General features: G+C 42.0%; 22 protein-coding genes and 3 pseudogenes. 6 read left to right on the top strand and 19 right to left on the bottom strand.

Going from position 1 to position 25,662, the window contains the following annotated elements:
• Nucleotides 1-3: 3 nt before the first annotated feature.
• Nucleotides 4-186, top strand: coding sequence for a hypothetical protein (locus F967_RS06495; RefSeq protein ID WP_004677645.1), 183 nt, complete (start codon nt 4-6; stop codon nt 184-186).
• 46 nt (nt 187-232) lie between these two features.
• Here F967_RS06495 and F967_RS06490 read toward each other — a convergent pair whose 3' ends face one another.
• The 3 genes from F967_RS06490 to F967_RS14330 form a co-directional block, all read right to left on the bottom strand.
• Nucleotides 233-796 (bottom strand): FxsA family protein, encoded by a 564-nt coding sequence (locus F967_RS06490; RefSeq protein WP_004677647.1) that lies wholly within the window; start codon nt 794-796, stop codon nt 233-235.
• Nucleotides 797-983: 187 nt separating this feature from the next.
• On the bottom strand, nt 984-1,418 hold the full coding sequence (locus F967_RS06485; protein ID WP_004758146.1) for an I78 family peptidase inhibitor: 435 nt from the start codon (nt 1,416-1,418) through the stop codon (nt 984-986).
• Between the two features lie 79 nt (nt 1,419-1,497).
• Nucleotides 1,498-1,659: a hypothetical protein gene (locus F967_RS14330; protein ID WP_004758147.1), complete on the bottom strand. Its 162-nt coding sequence runs from the start codon at nt 1,657-1,659 to the stop codon at nt 1,498-1,500.
• A gap of 11 nt (nt 1,660-1,670) precedes the next feature.
• Here F967_RS14330 and F967_RS06480 point away from each other — a divergent pair.
• A pseudogene (locus F967_RS06480) lies at nt 1,671-2,534 on the top strand (MFS transporter); the annotation flags it as partial.
• Nucleotides 2,535-2,559: 25 nt separating this feature from the next.
• Here the strand turns inward: F967_RS06480 and F967_RS06475 are convergent.
• Together F967_RS06475 and F967_RS06470 are read right to left on the bottom strand one after the other, a co-directional pair.
• Entirely contained in the window at nt 2,560-3,171 is a 612-nt protein-coding gene (locus tag F967_RS06475; protein ID WP_004677657.1) for a DUF2238 domain-containing protein, read from the bottom strand.
• 89 nt (nt 3,172-3,260) lie between these two features.
• A complete protein-coding gene (locus F967_RS06470) occupies nt 3,261-4,244 on the bottom strand; it encodes an ion transporter (RefSeq protein WP_004798930.1) in 984 nt (327 codons plus the stop codon).
• 80 nt (nt 4,245-4,324) lie between these two features.
• Here F967_RS06470 and F967_RS14155 point away from each other — a divergent pair.
• Nucleotides 4,325-4,432, top strand: a pseudogene (locus tag F967_RS14155) (2-oxoglutarate/malate translocator); the annotation flags it as partial.
• Between the two features lie 63 nt (nt 4,433-4,495).
• Here the strand turns inward: F967_RS14155 and F967_RS06465 are convergent.
• From F967_RS06465 to F967_RS06440, 6 genes are all read right to left on the bottom strand, one after another.
• The gene (locus F967_RS06465; protein WP_004798928.1) at nt 4,496-5,221 is read right to left on the bottom strand and encodes a hypothetical protein; all 726 of its coding nucleotides are present in this window, start codon (nt 5,219-5,221) and stop codon (nt 4,496-4,498) included.
• 151 nt (nt 5,222-5,372) lie between these two features.
• Complete coding sequence (locus F967_RS06460) at nt 5,373-8,012, bottom strand: bifunctional aconitate hydratase 2/2-methylisocitrate dehydratase (RefSeq protein ID WP_004769277.1); 2,640 nt, start codon at nt 8,010-8,012, stop codon at nt 5,373-5,375.
• Between the two features lie 258 nt (nt 8,013-8,270).
• Complete coding sequence (locus tag F967_RS06455) at nt 8,271-8,633, bottom strand: hypothetical protein (RefSeq protein ID WP_004798925.1); 363 nt, start codon at nt 8,631-8,633, stop codon at nt 8,271-8,273.
• A 99-nt stretch (nt 8,634-8,732) separates the two neighbouring features.
• Nucleotides 8,733-9,254, bottom strand: coding sequence for a DUF4124 domain-containing protein (locus tag F967_RS06450; RefSeq protein WP_004759982.1), 522 nt, complete (start codon nt 9,252-9,254; stop codon nt 8,733-8,735).
• 136 nt (nt 9,255-9,390) lie between these two features.
• Nucleotides 9,391-13,893, bottom strand: a complete 4,503-nt coding sequence (locus tag F967_RS06445; RefSeq protein ID WP_004798924.1) for a translocation/assembly module TamB domain-containing protein — start codon at nt 13,891-13,893, stop codon at nt 9,391-9,393.
• A 46-nt stretch (nt 13,894-13,939) separates the two neighbouring features.
• On the bottom strand, nt 13,940-16,663 hold the full coding sequence (locus F967_RS06440) for an autotransporter assembly complex protein TamA (protein WP_004680853.1): 2,724 nt from the start codon (nt 16,661-16,663) through the stop codon (nt 13,940-13,942).
• A gap of 163 nt (nt 16,664-16,826) precedes the next feature.
• Between F967_RS06440 and F967_RS06435 the strand changes: the two genes are divergently transcribed.
• Nucleotides 16,827-18,149 carry an MFS transporter gene (locus tag F967_RS06435; protein ID WP_004758157.1) on the top strand — a complete coding sequence of 441 codons (1,323 nt, stop codon included), beginning with the start codon at nt 16,827-16,829 and terminating at the stop codon, nt 18,147-18,149.
• Between the two features lie 3 nt (nt 18,150-18,152).
• Nucleotides 18,153-18,788: a 2-polyprenyl-3-methyl-6-methoxy-1,4-benzoquinone monooxygenase gene (coq7, locus tag F967_RS06430; RefSeq protein ID WP_004677677.1), complete on the top strand. Its 636-nt coding sequence runs from the start codon at nt 18,153-18,155 to the stop codon at nt 18,786-18,788.
• Nucleotides 18,789-18,833: 45 nt separating this feature from the next.
• Here coq7 and F967_RS06425 read toward each other — a convergent pair whose 3' ends face one another.
• The 5 genes from F967_RS06425 to F967_RS06405 are packed head-to-tail and all read right to left on the bottom strand — an operon-like array spanning nt 18,834 to nt 22,311.
• Nucleotides 18,834-19,385: a DUF2799 domain-containing protein gene (locus tag F967_RS06425; protein WP_004680855.1), complete on the bottom strand. Its 552-nt coding sequence runs from the start codon at nt 19,383-19,385 to the stop codon at nt 18,834-18,836.
• A gap of 41 nt (nt 19,386-19,426) precedes the next feature.
• Nucleotides 19,427-19,861, bottom strand: a complete 435-nt coding sequence (locus F967_RS06420; RefSeq protein WP_004680856.1) for a 2-amino-4-hydroxy-6-hydroxymethyldihydropteridine diphosphokinase — start codon at nt 19,859-19,861, stop codon at nt 19,427-19,429.
• On the bottom strand, nt 19,818-20,198 hold the full coding sequence (gene folB, locus F967_RS06415; protein ID WP_004677684.1) for a dihydroneopterin aldolase: 381 nt from the start codon (nt 20,196-20,198) through the stop codon (nt 19,818-19,820). Before folB ends, F967_RS06420 begins: the two co-directional genes overlap by 44 nt.
• 28 nt (nt 20,199-20,226) lie before the next feature.
• Nucleotides 20,227-21,525 (bottom strand): ABC1 kinase family protein, encoded by a 1,299-nt coding sequence (locus F967_RS06410; protein ID WP_004680857.1) that lies wholly within the window; start codon nt 21,523-21,525, stop codon nt 20,227-20,229.
• 57 nt (nt 21,526-21,582) lie between these two features.
• Nucleotides 21,583-22,311 carry a HesA/MoeB/ThiF family protein gene (locus F967_RS06405; RefSeq protein ID WP_416201998.1) on the bottom strand — a complete coding sequence of 243 codons (729 nt, stop codon included), beginning with the start codon at nt 22,309-22,311 and terminating at the stop codon, nt 21,583-21,585.
• A gap of 149 nt (nt 22,312-22,460) precedes the next feature.
• Between F967_RS06405 and F967_RS13690 the strand changes: the two are divergent.
• Nucleotides 22,461-22,733: pseudogene (locus F967_RS13690) on the top strand (flavin reductase family protein); the annotation flags it as partial.
• 37 nt (nt 22,734-22,770) lie between these two features.
• Here the strand turns inward: F967_RS13690 and F967_RS06395 are convergent.
• The 3 genes from F967_RS06395 to prfA form a co-directional block, all read right to left on the bottom strand.
• Nucleotides 22,771-23,541, bottom strand: coding sequence for a 3-hydroxyacyl-CoA dehydrogenase (locus F967_RS06395; RefSeq protein ID WP_004798917.1), 771 nt, complete (start codon nt 23,539-23,541; stop codon nt 22,771-22,773).
• Between the two features lie 116 nt (nt 23,542-23,657).
• Entirely contained in the window at nt 23,658-24,476 is an 819-nt protein-coding gene (gene prmC, locus F967_RS06390; protein WP_004798915.1) for a peptide chain release factor N(5)-glutamine methyltransferase, read from the bottom strand.
• Nucleotides 24,476-25,564, bottom strand: coding sequence for a peptide chain release factor 1 (gene prfA / locus F967_RS06385; protein WP_004677700.1), 1,089 nt, complete (start codon nt 25,562-25,564; stop codon nt 24,476-24,478). Before prfA ends, prmC begins: the two co-directional genes overlap by 1 nt.
• Between the last annotated feature and the right edge of the window lie 98 nt (nt 25,565-25,662).

The raw sequence follows: 25,662 nt of genomic DNA, 5'->3' as shown, positions 1-25,662 counted from the left end.
GTTATGACTCAATTGATCAACAAGGGTGGATTTCGCGAACGTGCAAACCGCACTCGTAAATACAAACAATCTGAAAATGAATTAACGACACTGGTTCCAAACCAATATCGTGCTGGTTTAAAAGAAACAGACCAACATACCCAGCCAGAGCAAAAAAAGGACAGCCCATCTAAAAATGAGGCATAAAAAAGCACACTGTTTGAAAGTGTGCCTTTATTAAAATCAACGCTAATTAATTCACATCTTTAAATTCAATTTTCTTTTGCTCAGGTTTCACTTCACGCGCTTCCCCGTCAATCACAGTTGAATCACGATATTGCCCGCCACCTTGCTGATTTTGCATCTCCTGCATTTGACGCATAAGATCAGCAAATGGATTCTGTCCACCAGCCGCACCGCTACCCATTCCACCCATCATTTGGTCCATCAGGGCTTGTTGACGCTTGGCCATCGTTTTCATGAGCGCGTTGCGGAAAGCAGTTTGAACGGCTGGGATAAGTACCAATACAGCCAGTACATCGGAAATCAAACCTGGTAACATTAGCAGAAAACCAGACATCGCAATTGCCAGCTTCTTGGTTACTGCTGGATCACTCCCAAGCTGTCCAGTCATCTGCATTTGCTGTAATTGCGGCATAATGTTGGAGGTGCTTGAGCGAACAAGGTTCAGACCAATGAAAAATGCAATGATGAACCAGAAAAAGACATACCACATACTTCCAACGAGGTCGCCCACGCCAATCCATACTAAAACTTCAGCAATTGTGCCAAATACCACGATAAGAAGTAGAGTCATGTCAAATCTCAAAATTAAAAACTTGTGCAAAAAACTGGTCAATTAGGCTGACACAATACATAAAATGAATTCAATAAATAAGTTGATGGGTACTTTTTTCAATTTATCAAGTGCTGTTAGTGTGAGCTGCATAAAAAAGCTCCCAATTAAATCATCACTAATTGAGAGCTTAGGCTTTCTCTAAAGATCAACCACAGTTTGCATTGCTGATTTTTTTATTTTGTGGATCAATGGTCACCGTCACACGATTTTCCCGATAATCCATTGTGACTGGTTGGTTTGGCCCAACACTACGAACAATCTCAGATTTGGTTTTTTGCTTGATTTGTTCTTCACTTAAACCTGACTGGCCAATCAATTTTCGTGCTTCATCCGCCAAGCATTTCGGTTGATTAGCACGGAAGAATTCCCATTCTTCAACAATCTGACCATTGGCCAACTTACAATAGCCAACCTGACCATTGACTTCATTTCTGATCTCTAACTGGCCACCCTGCTCTACACAAAACTTGCTTGCTGGATTTACCATACCAATTTTTGGTGGAGTGAGTTCTTTATTTGGAGTAGATGAACACGCTGTAAGTGAAGTCAGGATTAAACCTAAAAATAAAAATTTTTTCATAAGTTTATATTCTTGCAAAAATGTAAAGATAACAAATAAATCAAAATTATTATGTCTATTATTTGAAGCAAAACAGCGTCTATTGAATGATAATGTACTCGACACGAATTGCCTCATCCACTAAATAATGATCTTTAATCAGATAAAAATAAGGTTTATCTCTGATCCATTCATCCATCTCTAAAATGGCGTGGGTGTATCCTGTGATCGCTAAAAAATCTTTTGTGCCGATTGCATCCATAAGCTTATCCTTTTCCTCACGGTGCTTATTTTGGTGTAGCAGCATTAGTTGCAGCCGAATTGGCAGGAAAACAACGTAGAGCAACTGCGATTGCACAAGTAATGATGGGACTCACCCTTGCCAATGTGATTGGTGTTCCTATTGCAACTTGGCTTGGTCAGCAATTTGGTTGGAAATCTGGTTTTGAGTTTTCTGCCGTCCTTGCCTTTATTACTTTAATCGGTGTCAGCCTTTTCGCGCCCAATATTCCACTTCAAAAGACAGCCAGTATTAAAGCAGCATTGGCAGGCCTAAAAAACATCAATATATGGTTAACGCTGGCTGTTGGTGCAATCGGTTTTGGCGGCATGTTCTCTGTTTACAGTTATGTATCTCCAATTTTAACTGAGTATACCCATGCAGATATTCGTATAGTCCCGATTGCGCTAGCCATTTGGGGCGTTGGTATGGTGATTGGAGGTCTCGTTTCTGGTTGGCTGGCAGATAAAAGCCTATTTAAAACGATGATTGGAATTTTGGTGAGTTCTGCACTCGCCTTTGTACTTGCAAGTTTTATGATGTCTAATCTCTATACTGCGATTACAGCCTTATTTATGATTGGTTTCACTGTGATTGGGTTAGGTGGTGCATTACAAACACATTTAATGGACATCGCAGACGATGCACAAACATTAGCGGCATCATTAAATCATTCTGCATTTAATTTAGCCAATGCCTTAGGTACATTTCTTGGAGGATGGGTACTTAGCCATAATATGGGTTGGTTAGCACCGATCTGGGTTGGGTTTGTACTAAGTTTAGGGGGACTAGCAATTTTATTAATTGCACTGGCTTATGCTAAATACACTCAAAAAAATCAATCTGCCGTGTCTTAACGGCAGATTTATTCATTGATTAAGATCAATTCATCAGCTTTGCAATTTGTCGGTCATGCCATTTGGACAGCAATAGCAAGGCAGTTATTACTCCAATTAAGGCAAAGAACATATCAGACTGGGTATCCCATTCATATCCCTGAGTTCCTAAAAACTCCTCCGCCCCTTGCCCCATTACTAAAGCAGCAGCCCATTCAATCAGCTCATAGCTCGCACTAATCGCCAATACAATACAGATCACAATAAAAGTGAGCATTTTTCCTTTGATCAAAATCTGTTTTCTAAGCAGGATTTCCCGTGCAGCAATCGCAGGGACAAAGCCCTGCATAAAATGTCCAATCTTGTCATAAGGATTTCGATCTAAACCCAACCATTGAGCAATCTCAAAACCTAAAGGTACACGTGCATAGGTATATGCTCCACCAAGGATTAATACAATTGCATGCAAAAAAATTAGGCTATACAAGAGATTAGTTAATGGAAATCTTGAATAAGTTGCAAATAAGATGGGTAAAACGATGACAACAGGAACAACTTCCATCACCCATGTACCACGGTCAAATGGATGAATACCTGAAATGATTAAAATCAACATAAGAATAAATGCTGCACAACACAACATCAGTTTTTGACTCATATCAACTCCTCTAGATTTTATCATTTTTTCTTAACACGACTCGATTCTTAAAATTGATCTCTAACGCTGTTTTTCATTAAACTTGCGGTTTATTCGGATAATTTTTCACCACAATGCGGACAGTAATGATATTTCTTTTTCTCCTGTTCCTGACTCTCAAGTAACTTCTCCCTGACCAGTTGGATGATAATTTCATGGGTCTGCTCTTTTGGTAAACCCACTTTTTTCCGAATTCGTTCAATTTCAACTTGGTCATGCAACAAGTCCAGCCCTTTGGCTTGCAAGGCTTCACGAAACTCCTGTTCCAGGCTTTGATTACGCTGGTTTAATTCATTGGCAAGGCCTGAAGCTAAAATACCTGCGGGCAAAGCTGCAATACCGACACCCAGAATTGTAATGAATGCACCCAGGATACGCCCTAAATTGGTTACAGGCGTTACATCACCATAGCCCACTGTTGTCAATGTAACAACCGCCCACCACATTGCTTTTGGAATTGAGCTAAATGCTTCAGGCTGGGCTTTATTTTCCACCACGTAAATTGCGGATGCCGTCATCACAATCATAATGACCAAAATGAAAATAACCGCCTGAAATGAACCTTTTTCTCGCTGGATGACACGTAAAAGTATCTGTAATGACAAAAAATAACGGGTAAGTTTGAGTAATCGGAATAGTCGTAAAACCCGCAGGAAACGCAAATCAAGATGGACAAAGAAATTTAAGTACGCAGGTAAAATCGCCATGAGGTCAATAATCGCCCCGCCACTTTTCATCCAGCGAAACCGCTGCTTCCATGCTGATTCCTGTGGATTTTTTTCAACGATGCTCCATAGCCTTAATAAATATTCACCGCTAAAAATAAGGATTGAGAGATTTTCAAAAATATTGAAATAAGGCTGATATAGCTTATACAAGTCATCCACTGACTCCAGTAACACGGCTGCAACATTGGCAATGATTAGGGAAATCAGTAAGTAGTTGACACAGGTACTCACCTTACTTTTATAGTCATCATCATGCAGATTGTTATAAACAAACCGTCTTAGGCGTTGCCATGAAAATTGAGCCATACCATATTTATCGTTATATAAATCAGGTTAAAATGTATCATGTTGCTCAGGCATTTGATAAGTGATTTGTATCATACTAAACCATTCTTAGTGCATGGTGGAAAGAGAACTTTGTCATGAGTGTCGTCAATATCGTTATCTTTGTTGTGATTGGCGGACTTTGGTGGAAATTATTGGGTTATTGGTGATTTTGAATAATATTAACTTCTATAACTAGAAGTTAATATTGAAATTTTTTAAACAATAAAAATTCAGCGATCCCAACTCTTAGTATCTAACTCAGCCGAACCAAAAACCTCTGATGAACATACATCCTGAAAATTCATTTTCTGAATAATATCTGTTAGAAAATATTCCAAATATTTCACAATTGAATTGGTATATGAATATACACTTACTAAATCTACTACATTTTCTTCCGCTTTAAATTCAATAAGCCCTATTTTATGCTCATTAAAATGTATGTTTCCCACAGGTAAGGCAAATTGAAAATTTAATTTTTTAAGAAACACCCCAGATCGTATAAAATAAGTTTTTACAGTTAATGGACTCTCATTATGAATTACAACCCAACTTAACTCGCCACTTACCGACGAATTAAGAGATGCTAGTCTGTCAACTTTCTGAGCCACATGTGCCAGTACGTTTCTAATTTCACGTACTAATTGTAATTTCTCTTTTACTTTAGATTCAGAAAACTCTTCATTTATATTCATTGTTCTAGTTAATATTATCCACAAACATCTAAATCTATCTATAGCATCAATAAATACCCAAGCGTCTAAGAGTAATGGTGTAAATGTGTCATTTTTTATAGATTCGTTTTTATAGAATGTTAGTTCGTACAATCCCTTACATAAACGCTTATAACTAAAGTCAATAATTTGTATGGCAGCTCGCATACCATCTAAAGTAAATAGTAACTTTTTATCCAAATTAGCAGGAAGAGAAAACAAGGCAGAATTACTTGTTAGCATAGTTTTTCCTTATGATCTAAAATTATAAATTTAATTTTCTATATTAATAAGGGCTGATTACTCAGCCCTTATTTTTAGCTTTTGGCTTAAACAAATCATAGATTTGCTTGCGCTAGGGAAAAGCCTTTCGGCTTTTCTTAACCCTAGCTCATTAAGTCAATTGAGCAGCTTGAATTTTCTTGGTATCAACTTGATCAGCTTCTTTTGTATATTCGCTCATCTTGTCGAAGTTCAAGTATTTGTAGATGTCAGCAGCAGCGCTGTCAATTTGTGACGCGTACTGTTGATATTCTTCAGGGCTTGGTAATTTACCAAGTACCGCAGCTACAGACGCAAGCTCAGCAGAAGCCAAGTAAACGTTTGCACCTTGACCTAAACGGTTCGGGAAGTTACGCGTAGAAGTCGATACACAAGTCGTGTTCGGTGCTACGCGTGCTTGGTTACCCATACAGAGTGAACAGCCTGGCATTTCAGTACGTGCGCCTGATTTACCATAGATGTTATAGAAGCCTTCTTCCATCAACTGATGCTCATCCATACGCGTTGGTGGCGCAATCCAAAGACGAGTTGATAAAGAACCACCTGGTACTTGCTCAAGCAATTTACCTGCAGCACGGAAGTGACCGATGTTTGTCATACAAGAACCGATGAATACTTCATCAATTTTGTCGCCTTGAACGTCAGAAAGAAGTTTAGCGTCATCTGGATCGTTCGGGCAGCAAAGAATTGGTTCTTTGATGTCAGCAAGATCGATTTCGTAAACTTTTAAGTATTCTGCATCAGCATCAGCTTTTAACAGGCTTGGGTTATCTAACCACTTCTGCATGTTTTCAGCACGGCGCGCTATTGTACGAGCATCGCCATAACCTTCTGCGATCATCCACTTCAACATAGTGATGTTAGAACGTAGGTATTCAGCAACTTTCTCTTCAGAAAGCGTGATTGAACAGCCAGCAGCAGAACGTTCAGCAGATGCGTCAGAAAGTTCAAATGCTTGCTCAACAGTCAAGTCATTTTCCATTTCTGATAAGTCGATTTCCAAGATACGACCAGAGAAGATGTTTTTCTTACCTTTCTTCTCTACAGTTAAGTCACCAGCTTTGATCGCATAGTAAGGAATCGCATGTACAAGGTCACGTAAAGTAATACCAGGCTGCATTTTACCTTTGAACTTAACAAGTACAGACTCAGGCATGTCAAGTGGCATAACACCAGTTGCAGCTGCGAACGCAACCAGACCAGAACCCGCTGGGAATGAAATACCGATTGGGAAACGAGTATGTGAGTCACCACCAGTACCAACTGTATCTGGAAGTAACATACGGTTTAACCAAGAGTGGATAATACCATCACCTGGACGTAAAGATACACCGCCACGGTTCATGATGAAGTCTGGTAATGTATGGTGAGTTGTTACGTCAACTGGTTTTGGATACGCAGCAGTGTGACAGAAAGACTGCATTACCAAGTCAGCTGAGAAGCCCAAGCACGCCAAGTCTTTTAACTCGTCACGCGTCATAGGACCAGTTGTATCTTGAGAACCAACAGTCGTCATCTTAGGTTCGCAGTAAGTACCTGGACGAACACCTTGACCTTCAGGAAGACCACATGCGCGACCTACCATCTTCTGAGCTTGTGTAAAGCCTTTACCAGTGTCAGCAGGTTGTACTGGAGTACGGAATAAAGTAGAAGGCTCAAGACCTAATTCTTCACGCGCTTTAGCTGTTAAACCACGGCCAATGATCAAGTTAATACGACCACCAGCACGTACTTCGTCTAATAGTACAGGCGTTTTAAGCTCAGCTTCTGCAATTTGTGCACCGTCTTTGAATGCAGTAACTTTTGCAGCAGCATGATCAATTTTCAATACAACTTCGTCGCCCATGTTCATGTTAGCAACGTCGATTTCAACAGGTAATGCACCTGCATCTTCCATTGTATTGAAGAAAATTGGAGCGATCTTAGAACCTAAGCACACACCACCATCTTTTTTATTTGGAATGTGTGGAAGTTCGTTACCGAAGAACCAAAGTACAGAGTTAGTTGCAGATTTACGGCTTGAACCCGTACCAACAACGTCACCCACGTAAGCAACTTGATTGCCTTTCGCGATCAATTCTTTGATTTGGCTTAATGGACCAACTTCACCTGGTTTTTCAGGGTTGATACCGTCACGCTCGTTTTTCAACATTGCATTTGCGTGTAATGGGATATCTGGACGGCTCCAAGCGTCTTGAGCTGGAGACAAGTCATCAGTATTGGTCTCACCTGTTACTTTAAACACAGTGATTTTGATTTCTTCTGGAACATCCTTACGGCTAGTGAACCATTCAGCTTCAGCCCATGATTGTAAAACAGCTTTAGCGGCAGCATTACCTGCTTTTGCTTTATCTGCTACGTCATGGAATGCATCAAATACAAGAAGTGTCTTTTTCAATGCTTCTGCAGCTAATTCAGCAAGCTCAGCATTGTCTAGAAGTTCAACTAAAGGAGCAACGTTATAACCACCAAGCATCGTACCTAATAAGTAAACAGCACGCTCTTTAGAAACGAGTGGAGAGGTTGTTTCACCTTTTGCTACAGCAGCTAAGAAAGCAGCTTTAACGTATGCCGCTTGGTCAACACCTGCAGGTACACGGTTTTCAAGCAAATCAACCAAGTAAGCTTCTTCGCCTGCTGGTGGATTTTTTAATAATTCAACTAATGCAGCAGTTTGAGCATCATCAAGTGGCTTCGGTGGGACTCCGAGTGCGGCACGTTCTTCAACGTGTTGGCGGTAAGCTTCTAGCACGGTGTTATTCCTCTTTTTTAAAAAATTACCTGTAAGTTCCAGCTTTCTGTAAGCTTTACAAGCAATATGGACAGCAAAATTTTACTAGACTTCGAGTTAAAAGTTAATGCAACAACTGTATTTCTACGTGATGACCATTATTTTATAGCGAAATGCCCATCAGTTTGAAATACCGCTTTGGTATAAAGCCAAAGTCCAGTAAAACACTCATTTAGTTTCACAAAAAAAGACAAGGGTGTTGTCTTTTCGGTTAATACATTAAAATAGTTTATAGTTCGGCAGCTTTTCATGTGGAGTTGCCAAACATTGTTCAGTAAATTGTTGCTTCAGTTTTTCACGTAATGCATCTGGTTCAGCCTTGAGTTCTTCGGCTGGGATTGCGTAGACTTTTTCAATGATACCGAAAATAAACTTACGCGTGGTTTTATCCTCAATTTTACCCGCATGCTCTGTTGCCTGTTTTTGCTCAATCCCATTTTGACGATCCAGCGTAATCGAACGCGCAGCATTCCCGACACTTACACAATAGCCATGCCATTGTTGTTCAGGTGTAAGTGGCTCTTTTTTGCTACAACCGACCAAAACCAAACCTATTGCAATCAACAAAACTTTATTCATCATCATACTGCGACTAATTTGATCCACACATCATACTGAAACTGATTTATTTTGCAAAAGGAAGTATTTAAAACCATCCTGTCCGCAATAGAAACATACAAATCATTTGCTGCACTGCATATTATTGCCATTCTTTTGACATTTACTGCCTGTTGCAGAAAGATAGGTATTACCTGCAACCAGATTATAATACCTACCTTTTGAATCCCAGCATCTGACACCATTACAGTTTTTTACAGCGATCAGGGCTGCTACAGCAGCCGCTGTAGATGGACTGGCAGTGGTCGCACCAGCAGCTGGCTTAGCTGAATTTGTTGCAGAAGCGGTGGTGGTCTTAACCGCATTTGCACTGGTCGCCGCTACAGTTGTTTTTGCTTCTTTGTTTGCTACTGGCGGAGGTGTTGTTGGATGAGTTACGGTCTGGGTTGTAGCGGTGTTGGGATTTCTCTTTGCAGGGTCGAGTTGAGGTTCCTGTTTCTGAGTTGGAGGTGGTGTTGCTGAATATGTTGTTACACCACGTGCGTCCACCCACTTATAGTATTCTTTAGCATTTGTTTGAAATGTACAGCCAATCACCCCAAGGCTGATGATTGCCAAAATCTGACTAAAAGTGACAGATTTCATCCCTTTCCTCCCAAAAATATCATAAATATTTTATTTTCAATAACTTATTTTAATTTTAGCATATTTCCTTATTTAAAATAAATGTCATTAAAAAAACCTGTTTTATCATTGTAAAACAGGTTTTTATTTTTACATACTAAAAACGCCAGTTATAGAAAATATCTATCGCGCGTTCCAAAGACTGACTCGCTTCCAGATATAAACGGCGGTTCATTTGATAACGTAAGGTGAGTTTATTCACAGGAGTAAACACACCTATGCCATAGCGGATAAATAAATCTGGTGTGATATACCCTGTCAGGCTGACTTGAGTATCATCTCCTGTACCCTGTGCGTCCAATGCCAGACCACTCAGACCAAAGGTTCGACCAATCTGGTTGGTTAAAGCCCGTGTACCCCCCAGACCCATACTGATACCAGCGGCTGCAATGGTATTGTTCACGTCTGACTTAAAGCCTTCAGTATTGCTTAAACCACTGCCACCCTCATTGATACGTCCCGTAAGCAAGGCATTGAGGGCCTCTTGTTCTGACAAGCCAGCATCATTATAGACCTGAACATTCGGTACAGTTGCCGTACCTGTTACCCGTACCCCAACCATACTGCCTTGCACAGGTTTATTGGCATCAATATCCAGTGTTGGGTTGGCCAATGGTCCATTAAAACGGGCAATGGCTCGGTTCAAGTCCAGACTTTGACCATAGGCTTCAATTTTCACTTTCTGGCTCACCCCAATCGCACCATTGGCACGCATTGCGGTTTCGAGACCACGCTGGGATAGATGCAAACGTCCAACGAGTGGAATATTACTTCCAAAGCCCTGGAAAACAACCTGATTGCCTAACGTCAGGGTCATATCAGCACGAATGTCCCACGGTTTTGCTGACTTTAATGTTGCTAACAAGTCCTGTCCTTGCTGAACAACACGGACATCAGGCGAAACGTTAATCACAGTTGCGGTGGTTTCTGGCATTGAAATACGAGCACGTGGTACATCAATCGTTCCTCTTAAACTCAATTGTTGTTTAAATGGGTAAACATCCAAATTTAAATCAGGTTGCACGATTGCGGTAATCATCGGCGCTTGGCGAATTAAAAGATTATCACCTTTCAAACTAAGCGCGAGATGAGGATCTTCTTTCCAATTGAAGCTACCTTTTAATCGCCCAACCCCTTGCCCACTGTTGAACGCACCATTAATACTGGCTGAATCCTGACGGATTGAGGAATACAACTGGATATTGGTGAGATTGACAGGCAATGAAATCATGCTGATGGCACCATTTTTCAGACGCATTTCACCTGTGAATTGAGGTTGAGTTAAAGTCCCATTCACTTTACCAGCAAGTGCAAGCGTGCCCGCCATTGAACGGACATCCTTGATAAATGGTTTAAAAACTTTTAACTGAACATCATCAAAAGCTACTTCGCCACGCATTGGCATATTATCCTGAAAAGGATTGACAATCACATGCGCATAACCCGTTCCAATATCTGGGGTTTTCATGTCTACACGGAACAACAATCCATCGCTGACACTTTTGGCAATCAAGCTTAATTCATCATAATTCATGGTGGTGGCTGGGTATTGTGGATCATCCGCAGCCAAGCCAATCTCACCCTTGCGTGTCACTAGGCTGGCATCAATTTTTGGACGGTTACCCTGAACCCATGAGGCCTTGGCATAACCATTCAACTGACCCGTAACCACCAATCCTTCTGGCATAAAAGCAGTAAAGTCATTTAAGTCGATATTTTTGGTAATGACAGAGACATTACCCTTGGCCTGACTAATACGTGCAGGCTGATCCAGACATAACTGGCTGTGTGCACTCTGCCAGCAATGCTGCCCAACGTACAGTTCGGATAATCGGGTTGAATACACAATCGCCGCATTTTGATTTTGCACAAGATTAATACGTGGCGAAGCAAAGTTTCCTTTTTGCAGTTGCCCCAGCCATTCATTGTTTGAGTTAAAGCCGCCTACAAGCTGTAGATAGAAATTTGATTGTCGATTTTTGCTTTCAACTTTTAATACATGCGCCTTACGTGTTCCAGCCAGATTGACCATAGCATTCTCGATTTCACGATTGCCACTGCGTAAATGGTCAATTTTTGCAGCCAATAACGTTGGGGTGGTTTCTGATGTTGGCAATTCACCCTGAATACGCAACGATCTAACACTTGCCACATCCTTGAATGCAAAATTATCCACGGCAATATTTGCGATTGCCTTTAAGCGTGGCTGGGACTGCACATTCAGGCTGCCATAGGCACGGCCTTTCAGACCTGGATATAGTTCATAGAGTGCAGGTGCATTGAGCTTGATTTTCAGGCTTTGGGCATTACCCGTTGCCTGTAACTGATTTTGTGCATAGGAAAAATATAAATCATTGGCTTCAAACTGTTGTGGCAAAAAGCCTTTCTGGTTGGAATCCAGCAAGAGCGTCAGGTTGCCGCGTCCCCTGATTGGCTTATTATTAATAAAACCAGCGGCATTCAGTTGACGGATATCAATACGTTTTAGCTGTTCAGACCAGACACCCTGTGTTTTTACGTGACCAGACACTTCACCCTTAACACTGGAAACGAAATATTGGGGTTTAAAACGTACCAGTGAGGCATCCAGATCCCAACCCAATTTATCTTTAAGATTGACTGCGCCAGTGGCATAGACTTTACCCGCTACACCATCATGTTTTAGCTGATTGATCTTAATGTATTCAGGTGTACCCGCAATATTGATTTTTAATAAGCCATTGCCCTGATTTAAGGCATTGAGTGAGCCATCATAATTCACGGCAAAACTTTTAAAGCCGCCACCCGCTTTTTGATCATGGAAGATAAGAGCCGCTGTACTTTTTCCTTTTAAGGCAACCGTTTCAGTTTTACCTGCCTGGGCCAGTTGTCCCTTGAGATCAATCTGGTCAAATTGAATGATCTGCTGGTTGGGTTTGGCAAAACCAGTCGCTTTAATCTGACCGTTAAGTAGATTAACAGGTGCTGTTGCAACCACTGTCTGCGGATTAAAATTTTGTGCCTGTAGCTGTGCCTGCCATGCAAGCTGCTGCTTTTCATTTGGCAGTTTCACCTTGGCCTGACCTGTTAGGCTGCCTTTTTCAGCCTGATAATGGAAACGTTCCACATCTAAAAGATCACCTTTTACATCAAAGCGTGCATTATACTGTCCTGTTGGTAACAGTGTTTTCTCATGCGGACGCACCTTGGTTGACACATAGATATCCTGTTGTCCCTCTTTCAGCGTAACATCAGTATACCCTTCGGCACTACTCAACCAGCCAATATAAGGCACAGCCCGATCAATTCCTTGCCATGCAATATTTAACATCATTGGTTGAGCTTTGTGATCTTTTGCCTCAGCCTGATTGAGCTTGATGGCCCAGCTTTCGTATTTATCGAAATCAAGATTGGCTTTTAAGGACAGCCCTTTTTCCATTGAACCTGATGAACTTAGGTTTGCGTCCAGATTGGGCGGCAAGAAATCCTGAGCCACTTGCGGCAAAGTTTTATCTTTCGGGTTTAATTTTTCCAAACGCCCCTTAACATCCCATGACACATGATTATGCCAATTCACCACACCCTTAAGACCAACCCTACCACCCATCAACTGACCATTAAAATCATTGATATTGAGCTGGTTTTTCAAGTCAGTATCCATCAGGGCATTATATTTCCCCTCAGGAATCTGTTCACCTTTCAGGTCGGTATCCAGTGTCAGAAGTAACTTTTGAATGTCACCGTTAAACCGCGCCACGCCATCTTTTGCAAATAATTTCTGTTCTTTTAGCAAGGGTAAATGATAATTTTTAAAGAACAATTCGCCGTTCATTGGTACACGGTCACGTACAGGATGAACCACAACCCAACCTGTGAGTAGATCAGGGGTACGGGTTGCAACTCCTGCCTTTAAGGTATCAAGTGTTCCTCTGGCGACAACCTTGATAATCTGGATATCCAGACTTTTTAATGAGGGAATTATCAGGTCAGTTTTGAGATTCAATGGGTATTTACCGATAAAATCCATTTCACCTGTTGCATGCTGGAGCGCCAGATAACCCATATCCATGCGGGAGTCTTCGAACTTAAGCTTTGTTCCCGACCATAAGGCATTCTTTAAATAAATATCACTAAAGTCGATCTTCGAGGTGCTGGTCTTGATTTGAAGATGGTCTATAGTTGCCTCATCTACCCTTAATACAAAAGGCAATTTAATCGCATCAAAGGAAAATGGTTTACCTGATGGCGGTTTTTTATTCACAATCCTTAAGTTACGTACATCGGCATGGCTTAAGTGCAGTTCCTTGTCTAACAGGGCACGCCAGCCTAAAGACACATCGACCCGATCCAGCGACACATCCACAGCCTTGACTTGCAGCAATACATTTTTCAGGATGATCCCTGAAAGCAGGTTGCCACCCTCATATTCATATTTAATGACTTTCTGGCTTTGCAGCACACGATCCAGTAGGAAAAGGCTTCCCTTGTCCGTAGACATCATCACCATTAACGAGCTGACCAGCAATAAAAGAATGATCAGCACAATCAGCGCAATGCTTCGAAGAATGCGCCGTTGCCGTCTTGGTCTTGTTGGAGGTAACTGCTGTTGTGCTTCCGTCATAATCAACCTGAATTGTTTGACCTTTTAAAGGTTTTTTAAAAAGTTATTAAAGCTGTGGACCAATAAAGAAATGCAGTCGGATTGGGTTGTTGTCATTCGAGATACCTGAAGCAACATCTAGGCGAATCGGCCCAATCGGTGATCTCCAGCGTATGCCCAAACCAATACTGTACTCGGTTGGATTGCTAAACTGCTTATCATAGGCATTACCAAAATCAGAAAATATCGCTGCACGCCAGCCATCTTTAAATTGATAGTTATACTCAAGTGATCCCACGGCCAAGGCCTGTCCACCAATTTTATAGCCACCTTCTTCTGGTGATAGGCTCTTGTAGTCAAAACCGCGTAACGACTGATCCCCACCTGTGAAGAAACGTAAATTATAAGGAACCTTGTTGAAGTTGTCGGTAAAGATATAGCTGGTGTCGCCACGCCCCACAAACTGGTGGTTGTCATTTTCACCCATTGAATAGATAAAACGCCAGCCTCCCGTCAGGATGGCCATGTTGGCATCTGTCAATAATGATTCTGTACCCAACTCAACCTTGTAAATCTGTTTAAAGCCTTTGGTTGGGTTTAAAGGTGAATTGGCATTGGTTTTTGACGCTTCATAACTGAGCAGCAAGGATTCCTGTTCGGAGTCGATTCCTGAAACCTTAAACGCGTCAGGAAGTTCATTGACATCAATATCGCCTTTTTTGGTTAGGCGATCTAAACGGTAACGTAAACCAATGATGTGTTGCCAATCACCCAAAGGATTTTTAATAACACGTTCACCACCTAAAACAGCAGACTCAACCAATAAATTAATATCTGGGCCAATGTCATTGCGCTCTTCACGTTCATAACCACCGACAAGGTTGAAATAGTCATTAAGAGGATGCTTGTAGGGAATACTATAGCGTCCATCAATGGACTGACGAATCTGCGACAATTCAATGTTGGCATCAAAAGAATGTCCATATTTATTGACAATGGCACGACGATACTGGCTACGAATACGCGCACCTGTATCAGTTCCATAACCGACACCCGTTTCCAGACTATTTAATTTATCGGCATTCAATGTCACCACGATTGGAATTTTTTTCTCGATTCGGGTTTGCTCTTCAAGCTTGTGGCGTTCCTCATCTTCATCATCATGGTCATGTGAACGTGGTGCTGTGCGGGCAACTGAATAGGCCTGTGCAGACTCGCCACCAGAGAATACGGTCTCATCGACCACATTTTGTGTGACTTCCTGTGCAGAGGTAACTTTCTGACGTGCCAGATCAGCCTTTTGCTGACTATTCATCAACTGTGACTGCTGAAGTTTCTGCTGGTCTACCAATGCCTGTAAGTCAGGCGCCAATTCCAAAGGAGGTTGAATCGGGTCTGGCTTGATGGTGTCAACAAGGGTGTAATTGAAATAACGGGTATTGGTCAGGTTATTTGCTAAGACATTGACACGCCAAAATGCGTAGTCATTACCCTCTTTCCACGGTGCCAAACTATCAAGCACTTTTTGGGTAAGCGGCAGTGGCTTGCTTGGGTCACTCATACGGTATTCGACTTTTTTCAGCTTATAACGCTCACCCGTCTCATATTTCAGGTTGATCTCTGCTGTTTTATCAGGCTGCGTAATCTTGACATCATGCAAACGCCAGTAGGCATCAAAGAAACCGTTATCATTGGCTGCACTGACAATTTTTGTTTTGGTTTCTTCGTATTTGCCATGATTAAAGATATCACCCTCATCCTGTTCTGGAATTAAACGAATCACTTGTAGTTGAGGTAATCTTTCACCAGCCCCCGAAAATTCAATATTTTGCTCTTTAATCAGGATAGGCTCATTGGGTGTGACAATCACTCTGACCCTGCTGTCACTCAACCGTTCAAATTTATATACCGCATTATAATAACCAACCGCCTGTGCAGCTTGATTGGTTAAGGCCCTTAACTGGGGTAAAGCCAGATTGAAGTCTTCAAAAGCCTCTTGAGTAAAGCTGGATAGTTTGGCCTTGATATTGGTGGCAAGTACGGGAGGTGCACCCGTCACATCAGCAGTGATACGTGGAGTTTTTTCGGCATTAAGCAGGTTTTCAGGATGGAACCGATTCCATATCTTTCTAAAAAATCCGACTTTTTCCTGTGATGATTCAGGCTGGGGCTGGAACTCAGGCAGGGTTCGTCCTGCTTCATTGGCCTCAACCACAATTTTACTGTCGGTCTGGATGTCCTGCATCAGTTTGTCAATGTTGACAGGGGCCTTGGTGACTTCCGTGAGCTCAGTTTGTGAAACATCATTGACCAGCACAGCAGGCGTTTTTGCCGCATTGTCACGGGAATTCTGGGCTTCTTTTTTCGCCTCTTCAGCTACACGGAAAATTTCATCTGCCATGCCCTGATCAATCGTCATGCTGGGCAAATCTTCCAGATTGTCTTCCATTTGGATCGGTTTTAATTCTTCAATCTGGTTTGCGGCCTGTTCCTGCTGTTTTAACGCAGCCAAACTGTCTTGTTGTGGTACCGAAACGGTTTGGGGTTCACTGTCCAGTTGCGGTTGAGGTGATATGGTTTCAGCAACTGTTTTTGCCTCAAGCTGTGTAGTTGAGGATTCCAGCGCTTCATTTTTAGCCAGCTCCGTGATTTTTTCCTGTGCACAAGCAACTGATATACAAGAACTAATCAGAAACCCACCACAAATAAGTTTAGGAAAGCCCTGCATTTTAAAAATTAAATGCATAGAATGACTCAGTGCAGACGGTTTAAACTTTGCTTGAGATGGCATGTAGAACTCTAAACTTATTTTTTAATGTGTCGTTTTTTGTGGATAAAAATTTATTCAAATCTTTGATTTTCATCCAATCAAACATTAAAAAATATCATACATGCATTTTAGTGCATTTTTACAGTTCGTCACATTTTTTTATAAAACACAATGAAGTGAACAAATGATGAAACAAGATGACCGCTTAATGACATCTCGTCGGTTTGCACCGATGTTTTTCACTCAATTTTTTGGTGCGCTCAACGACAATGTTTATAAGCAGGCGCTCCTTCTGGTGATTACCTATGGCTGGATTCAACAACAGTCTGCACCCATCAGCACACTCAACAATTTAGCCGCTTTACTGTTTATATTGCCCTACTTTCTCTTCTCCGCCACCGCAGGACAGATTGCCGATAAATACGAGCGTTCTCAACTAATCCGCTTTATCAAGATTCTTGAGATCGTGATTATGCTGATTGGGAGCGCAGGTTTCTTACTGGGTAATTTATGGCTACTGTTATTTGCCTTATTCCTGATGGGAACACATTCCACCTGTTTTGGGCCAATCAAGTACGCCATTCTGCCTGAAATCCTTAAACCACAGGAATTGATGTCGGGAAATGCATTGTTCCAGTCGGGTACATCTATCGCCATTTTGGTGGGTATGATTCTGGGCGGTGCGGTGATTGCCTCATCTGAGGGTAATTTGCTGTGGATTAGCATCACAGTGGTAACTATTGCCTGCTTAGGCTATTTATCCAGCCGTTTTATTCTGCCGCAAAAAGTGGCCGAGCCTGACCTTAAAATTGACTGGAACTTTTTTCGTACCAGCTTCCAAACCTTGAAATATGTCAAAGGCATCCCTTTGATTTTTACGATTCTGCTTGGCAATTCATGGTACTGGTTTTATGGGGCAACTTATCTCACCCAGATTCCCCAGCTTAGCCAACAAAATCTCCACGCTTCAGAAAATGTGGTTAGCTTATTACTTACCTTTTTCTCCATCGGCATTGGTGTAGGTTCACTACTATGCCGAAAGATTGGTGGGCGTGAAATTAATATTAAGATGGTGCCTTATGGCGCGATTGGCTTAACCTTATTTGCGGTTTATCTGGCTGCAAGCCTTGCTTTTGTGCCTGAACGCACAGGCGAACTGCTTTCATTAAAAGATATGTTTACAGGTGGCATGGTGTATTACCATGTCATGCTTGCCGTAACCTTACTGGGAATTAGCGGCGGGTTTTATATCGTCCCACTCTATGCCATGATGCAAGCCTATTCACCACGTTCCCATCGTGCCCGTGTGGTGGCGGCGAATAATATTTTAAATGCGGTGTTCATGGTGTCCTCTGCAATTTTCTCAATTTTAATCTTAAGCATTTTAAAAATTGATATTAAAATCTTGTTTATCATCACCGCCATTTTAAGTGCGATTTTTTCATTCTGGTTATTAAAACGACTTAAACCCTTGCTGGCAGATACGTCGAATACTTTAGAGGATTAATCTATGCGTCATTACACAGGTCTCGATAAACTGATCAACTCATTTGACCAGGCACTGCGTAGTTTGGTTCCAGGTGCGACAAGCTCCCAACGTACAAACCCTGCTACCGATGAACCATCACAGTTATGTGTCAGTGATGCCCGTCATGTCGCAGGTTTAATGCGTGTCAATCATAGTGGTGAAGTTTGTGCTCAGGCGCTTTATCATGGTCAGGCACTGACAGCAAAACTCCCCCATGTACGTCAGGAAATGCAGCAAGCGGCGATTGAGGAACAGGATCATTTGGCATGGTGTGAAGATCGTTTGAAAGAACTAGACAGCCACACCAGTGTACTCAATCCAATCTGGTACGGTCTCTCCTATGGTATGGGTGCCATTGCAGGCATTGCTGGGGACAAATACAGTCTCGGCTTTGTCGCTGAAACGGAACGTCAAGTCAGCCAGCATTTACAGCAACATTTGCAACAACTGCCCGAACATGATGAACGTTCACGCAAAATATTAGAGCAAATGAATGAAGATGAGCTGCATCATCGTGATACCGCCTTACAGGCTGGCGGCGTGGACTTACCCGTGCCAGTCAAAATCACCATGACTGCAATTTCAAAATTGATGACAAAAACCAGTTATTATCTTTAAGAAATTAAGGGAGTCATATCGAATGACTCCCGCTTATATCAACGCTTAACGTAATCCATGCTCTGCCTTAAATCGTTCCAGATTCCTAACCGCATTCTGATAACGAGATTGCACAGCACTACTGTTTAAGCGTAAATCATAAAGCCGTTTTTTGTAATCATCCCGATCTTTTACCGATAAATCTTTACGTTCCAATTCTTTGAGATAGTAGTTTAAATCACTTTGTGAACGGTTAAATTCTGAATTCGCCTGATAATAATTATTGGCAACCTGATAATACCTTCGTAGAGACTCACGCTTTTCCAAAGGACAAACCCGAAAATCACCACGCCCCTCTAATGCCTCATTGAAAATGGTTTCAGGTCGGCAATAATAGCTCAAACCTTTCTGATAACCTTTTTCATATAGGCTTTGATTTGGAATAATATTGGCTTTTTGACAAGAGGAATAATACTGGTCCAAACGTGATTCGCGCCCAGCCGCACCATCTTTTTCGCCGACATTTAACCAGTTTGCAGTTTTACATTGTTCAACGCTCATGGCGGCACAACCAGAAAGCAAAAACGTCAAAATAGAAAATGGTAAAATAATTTTCATACAACTATTCCTATTATTATCAATTTATTTACAGCAAAACATTACATTGTAATGACAGGGTAATGAATCTGTTGATCATAAATTAAATCAGCTTGCTGCCATAAATCATAGAGTGGAATTTTGACATCCAGGGCCAATGGTAACTTTTTTGGATTGAATTGCATATTTGTTAAGTTTGCGCCCCATGCAATCACATCAATATCCAGACTAATATGATGCGATGGGCGAACACGTCCCGACTGTGTCTCTAATCGTTTTAAAGTCTCGATAATGTCATCAACCGATAAAGTGCTTCGTAATAGGCAGGCTGAATTCCAGTAATCTGCCCCAATTCCATCCCGACATGGAATCTGGTAAATCGGTGAAAATTCCACATGCCCCAGTTCTGCAAGTTGAGCATAGGCAAAAGTGAAATTTTGCTGCTGCTGAACATTACTGGCCAGTGCGAGCGCAAAAATCGTTTCTGTTGCGTTCAAGGCGAATTCCTACTGCATTGGCTTGGGCAATAATGGCGGGTTTACGAATGGTAATGCTGATCGATTCAATTGATGGAAATGTAGAAAATAGACAGTTCAATACAAGTTGAGCAGCGTGCTCAATGAGTTTGGGTTTGGCTTGCTGAATCACTTGTGCCGCAAGCTCACAGATTTGGGCGTAGTTGAGTGTATCGTCCAACTCATCTGAACATGCAGCCTGAGTCAGGTCATTATGAATGGTTAAATCCAGCATTAAAGGTTGGATGATCTGACGCTCCCAGTTGAAACAACCGATTACGGTATCGACCTTTAGTCCCTCAATAATAATGGCATCCATAATGACCTTAATAAACCGATAAATAAGATTAATGCTTTAACAATGAAGCAGATTCAATATTGTGAACCATTTTCAAACGCTGGTCAGCATAAATATCGGTATATGGTGCGAGAACACGCATGAAACGATCAAAATATAACATTTGCTTGAATAACAAGGCGAAGTCACGCGGAAACTTGATACCGTGACGCTCACCTACGCCAATCATATCCATCATGATGTCATTAAGGTCTGCTGGATTAGAGCTTAGAATTTCCTGAGGATCGGCCAAGAGCACACCACTAAACAGACGCTCCAAGTCATCTGCAAGTACCTGAGTGTCAATTTTTTGATGAGTCATGCCCATTTTCAGCATGTTTTCAGCCATTGCCGTATAGTTGGTATGTTGTAGCGCGTCCATAAATGCCATACATGCACTCCAGACCTCTGGGTTTAACTGACCTACAATACCGAAGTCAATAAAGCCAATGCGGCCATCTTCAAGCAACATCAGGTTTCCAGCATGTAAATCGGCATGAAAGCTCTTGCACAGCATTAAACTTCCAAACCATGTATTCATCGCGGTAATCAGCACTTGGGTTGGGTCTTTTGCGTATTTTTTTACCACATCAAAGTCAGTTAATGACACACCATAAAGACGTTGCATGGTTAACACACGGCGAGTCGAAAACTGATGGTAAACCTTTGGTGCTGTGGCAGCCTGATTACCCGAAACATTCAGATATTGAATGAAATCATCCAGATTTTGCGCCTCTTCAATAAAGTCCACTTCCCGTACCATACGGACCTTGATTTCATCAACAATCTCGGAAAGTGATGCGAACTTGATTTTAGGTACAGCACGTTCCAGCAGCTTGGTTGCCCAATGCACCACATTTAAATCGGTATATAGAATGGTTTCCACACCAGGCTTTTGGACTTTAATTACCACATCTTCGCCTGTAACCAATTTTGCGGCATGCACCTGCGCGATTGATGCAGAAGCCAATGGTTTTTCATCAATAAAACTAAAAATTTCATTGAGGTTCCTGCCCTCAAACTCCTCATTCAATACGCCCTGAATATAGCTGAAAGGTAAGGTTGGCGTCTGGTCTAGGCAGCCTTGAAATTCCTCAACATATTCACGAGGAAATAAAGATGGGGTACTGGCAATAAATTGTCCTAGCTTAATGTAAGTTGAACCCAATGATTCAAAAGTTTCACGCATCAATTTAGCATTGCTTGGTTTTTCTGTTGCATATTTGACACCTGCCTGTGCCGCAACAATCACAGTTTCACCTATACGCCCAATGGAACGCAGTCCATCAAATAAAATATTTCTTTTCATAATCTTTCAGTGCCTCATAGATGGCGTTAGTTTAGCAAATTTTGCTTAATTTACTGATCAAGTTGCCTGACAAATCGGACAATTTTCATCTTTTTCAAACTGTAAAATGCGTTGGGAAAGGTTTAAACCATTCCAAAGTAATAATTTTTGCCTGAGTGGCGTTAAACCAAGCCCTAAAAACAGTAATGCGTGATGAGCCTGTAATGCTGCAATTGTGACAGGTGTTGTTGCCAAAACACCAGAGTCTGCACAGCGTAGATTTTCATTGGCATGTTGCTCTTTTGGGAACAGGCACTCATAACATGCTGAATCTGATTCAACCATAAATAATTGTCCCTCAAAGCCAATGGCCGAAGCACTAATCAAGGGAACTTGATGTTTTTTGCACAGCGCATTAACTAAATATCGGGTGCTAAAGTTATCACAACCATCTAGAACGACATCTTGGTGCCGTACCAATTCATCAGCATTGCTTTGATCAAAACGACTATTTTGATAGTTCACCTGTATATGAGGATTAATTTTTTGAAGATGTTTGGCTAAGACTTCTGCCTTATAATGACCTAAATCATTTGAAGTAAATGCGATCTGTCTTTGCAAATTGCTGATTTCGATGGTATCCGCATCAATAATGGTAATTTTACCCACACCTGCCCGCGCCAGCAGTTCCGCACTGGTACAGCCGATTCCACCAGCGCCAATCATCAGCACATTGGCAAGCTTGAGTTTTTCTTGCGCCTCGATATCCCAACCCTCCAATAAAATTTGTCGACTGTAGAGATGCATTTCATCATTACTGAGTTCAAATTCATTTTCTGGATGTTGTGACACGTGGCTTGCTTCTGTATAGCTCAATCATGTTGCTGATTTTAAGTGGATGTATGTTTTGAGGAAAGTAATAAATTTTATTTTGACAAATAGAATAGCTTAACCATTTGAGTGTCCCAGAAATCATACCCGTTGAACTTCCGAAAGCCTATCGATTGCTAAATCATGGCCCCACTGTACTCGTTTCTGCCCAGCACGGCGAAGATCAGGATGTAATGGCAGCGGCATGGGCCTGTGCACTGGAAATAACACCTGCCAAAGTTACGGTTGTACTGGATAAAAGTACCAAGACAAGGCAACTGGTTGAGCAAAGTGGTTATTTTGCCTTACAAGTTGCCTGTTTCGATCAAATTGATATGGTGCATCAACTAGCGATGGTTTATTCCATCGCTTTTCTACTTTTCACAATCTTAAATCTTATTTAGCAGCCATACGAATTGCACCATCCAGACGAATCACTTCACCATTCAGATATGAATTTTCAGCAATGTGTGCAACTAAACGCGCAAATTCTTCAGGACGACCCAAACGTGATGGATAAGGCACCATTTGCCCCAAAGCATCCTGTACATTTTGTGGCAAGCCTTTCAGCATTGGCGTTTCCATAATGCCAGGTGCAATGACCATGACACGAATCGCATGGCGCGCCAATTCACGGGAAATCGGCAAGGTCATGGCAACCACCGCACCTTTTGAAGCTGAATAGGCAGCCTGACCAATCTGACCATCAAAAGCTGCAACTGAAGCCGTATTGACAATCACGCCACGATCTTCATCGTCTGCTTCAACTGTATTCTTACTCATGGCCTCAGCAGCAAAGCGTAGCATATTAAATGTACCAGTCACGTTGATCTGCAAGGTTTTGGAGAACATTACCAAATCATGTACACCTTCTTTGCCCAGCACTTTTGCAGATGGGCCAATGCCTGCACAGTTGACCAAGCCATGTAAACTGCCATGCTTGGCAATGACATCTTGAAAGAATTGTTCCGCCGCCTGTTCATCAGTCACATCCAGCTTTACAAACTCAGCCTTTTCACCCAATGCCTGTGCCTGTTGTTCGCCTGCCTCAACATTCATATCAACCAGCGTAACTGATGCGCCTTTTTCCACCAGATATTCTGCGGTTGCAGCTCCCAAACCAGAACCACCACCTGTAATAACAAAGTGTTTTCCCTGAATTTTCATTGGAATATTCCTGTTTACATAAAAATTATAAATGTTCGGCACTTAGCATAATTATTATGATCACAAATGCAATATCTTAATATCGCACAATACATGTCGTTTTTGGCGATTCTTATTTAATCTAGCTTCTGTCCCAAGCTCACCCGATCATTGCCACCATAATCCTTGATGGTCTGGATTTGGTTAAAACCGTACTGCTCAAAGATGTCACACACCGCCTGACCTTGATCATAACCATGTTCAAGCACAATCCAGCCGTGTGGTTTTAACCAGTCTTTGCCTTGACGCATAATCGTTTCAATATCCGCCAAACCATGATTGGCTGCAATCAACGCCCGTTCAGGCTCAGATTTCAGCTTTTGCATGTGGAGATCATCAGGATCAATATACGGTGGATTAGAGACAATCAGATCAAAGCTTTGTTGATCTAAAGCCTCAAACCAAGCACCGCAGGCAAACTTAACCTGAGTTAAGCCATGCTTTAAGGCATTTTCTTTGGCAACATCCAGCGTTGGCTGATAAATATCAGTTGCAATCACTTGCCACTTTGGACGCTCACTGGCAAGCGCCAATGCAATCGCGCCTGTGCCCGTGCCTAGATCAACAATATTGGCATCTTGAGCAAGCGGAAGATTTAAAACCGTTTCCACCAAAATTTCGGTATCAGGACGTGGCACCAAAGTGTCATGGGTCACCTTTAAATCCAGCGTCCAGAATGGTTGCGAGCCTGTGACATAGGCCAAAGGCTCACCCTGTTCAATTCGGACCAGCCCATCCAAATAAGTTTGCTGCTGAATTTCTGTCAATTCCTGCTCAAGCCTAAATTTAAGCTCTAAAATACTGACACCTATAATATGCTCAAGTAGCCAGGCAGCTTCCTGACGTTCATAGCTATCAATTTCGCCTTTCATCTCTAAAGCCTGAGCAATATTCATTAGCCACCATTTTCCTGTGCCAGCATTGCCAACTGATCTGCCTGATATTCACGATGCAGGCTATCCAGCAATTCAGTTAAATCGCCTTCCATAATTGCATCCAGCTTATATAAAGTCAGGTTAATACGGTGATCGGTCATCCGTCCTTGTGGATAGTTGTAGGTACGGATACGCTCAGAACGGTCACCTGAACCCACCAGATCACGACGCATTTCAGAAGTTGCCGCATCAGCCGCTGCACGTTTTGCATTTTCCAGACGTGATACTAACAACGCCATCGCTTTGGCTTTGTTCTTATGCTGGGAACGTTCTTCTTGACATTCCACCACCACACCTGATGGAATGTGAGTAATACGCACCGCAGAATCGGTTTTGTTAATGTGCTGACCACCCGCACCTGATGCACGGTAGGTATCAATACGTAAATCGGCTGGATTGATTTCCACTGTGGTATCGACATCAACTTCTGGCAGAATGGCAACCGTGCATGCGGAGGTATGCACACGACCTTGTGATTCGGTTGCAGGTACACGCTGTACACGGTGTGCGCCACTTTCAAATTTCAGGCGACCATAGACACCCTCGCCATCGACACGGCAGATCACTTCCTTATAACCGCCATGCTCACCTTCATTTTCAGAAAGCACTTCGATACGCCAGCCTTGATTCTCGGCATATTTGCTATACATACGGAACAGGTCACCTGAAAAAATTGCAGCCTCATCACCGCCTGTTCCCGCACGAATTTCCAGATAGGCCGCATTGGCATCATTCGGATCTTTTGGAATCATCAACACATTCAGTTGATCTTCCAGTTCCACCAAAAGCTCTTTATTGGCCTTGATTTCTTCTTCTGCCATGTCCTTGAAATCTGGATCAGATTTCATCATCTCAGCTGTTTCAATATCTTCCTCAGCTTGACGATATTTACCCCAAACCTCGGTGATTTCAGTTAAGTCATTATGTTCACGGGACAGTTTACGAAAACGTTTATTGTCCGAAATCACTTCTACATCAGCGAGTAATGCAGTCAGCTCTTCATGACGATCACAAAGTTGATCCAGTCTTAAACGGAGTGATGCTTTCATGGGCGAAATATCTCAAAATTCAAATTTGTGCAGACAGAACATATACCGCACAATTAACATTAAAAAATTGTGCATAGTGTACAGATTCTGGGGCTTAA

This window comes from Acinetobacter sp. CIP 102637 (assembly GCF_000368425.1).
Lineage (GTDB): Bacteria > Pseudomonadota > Gammaproteobacteria > Pseudomonadales > Moraxellaceae > Acinetobacter > Acinetobacter parvus.
The sequence above is the reverse complement of the archived record's forward strand: the minus strand, read 5'-3'. Positions and strand labels throughout refer to the sequence as shown.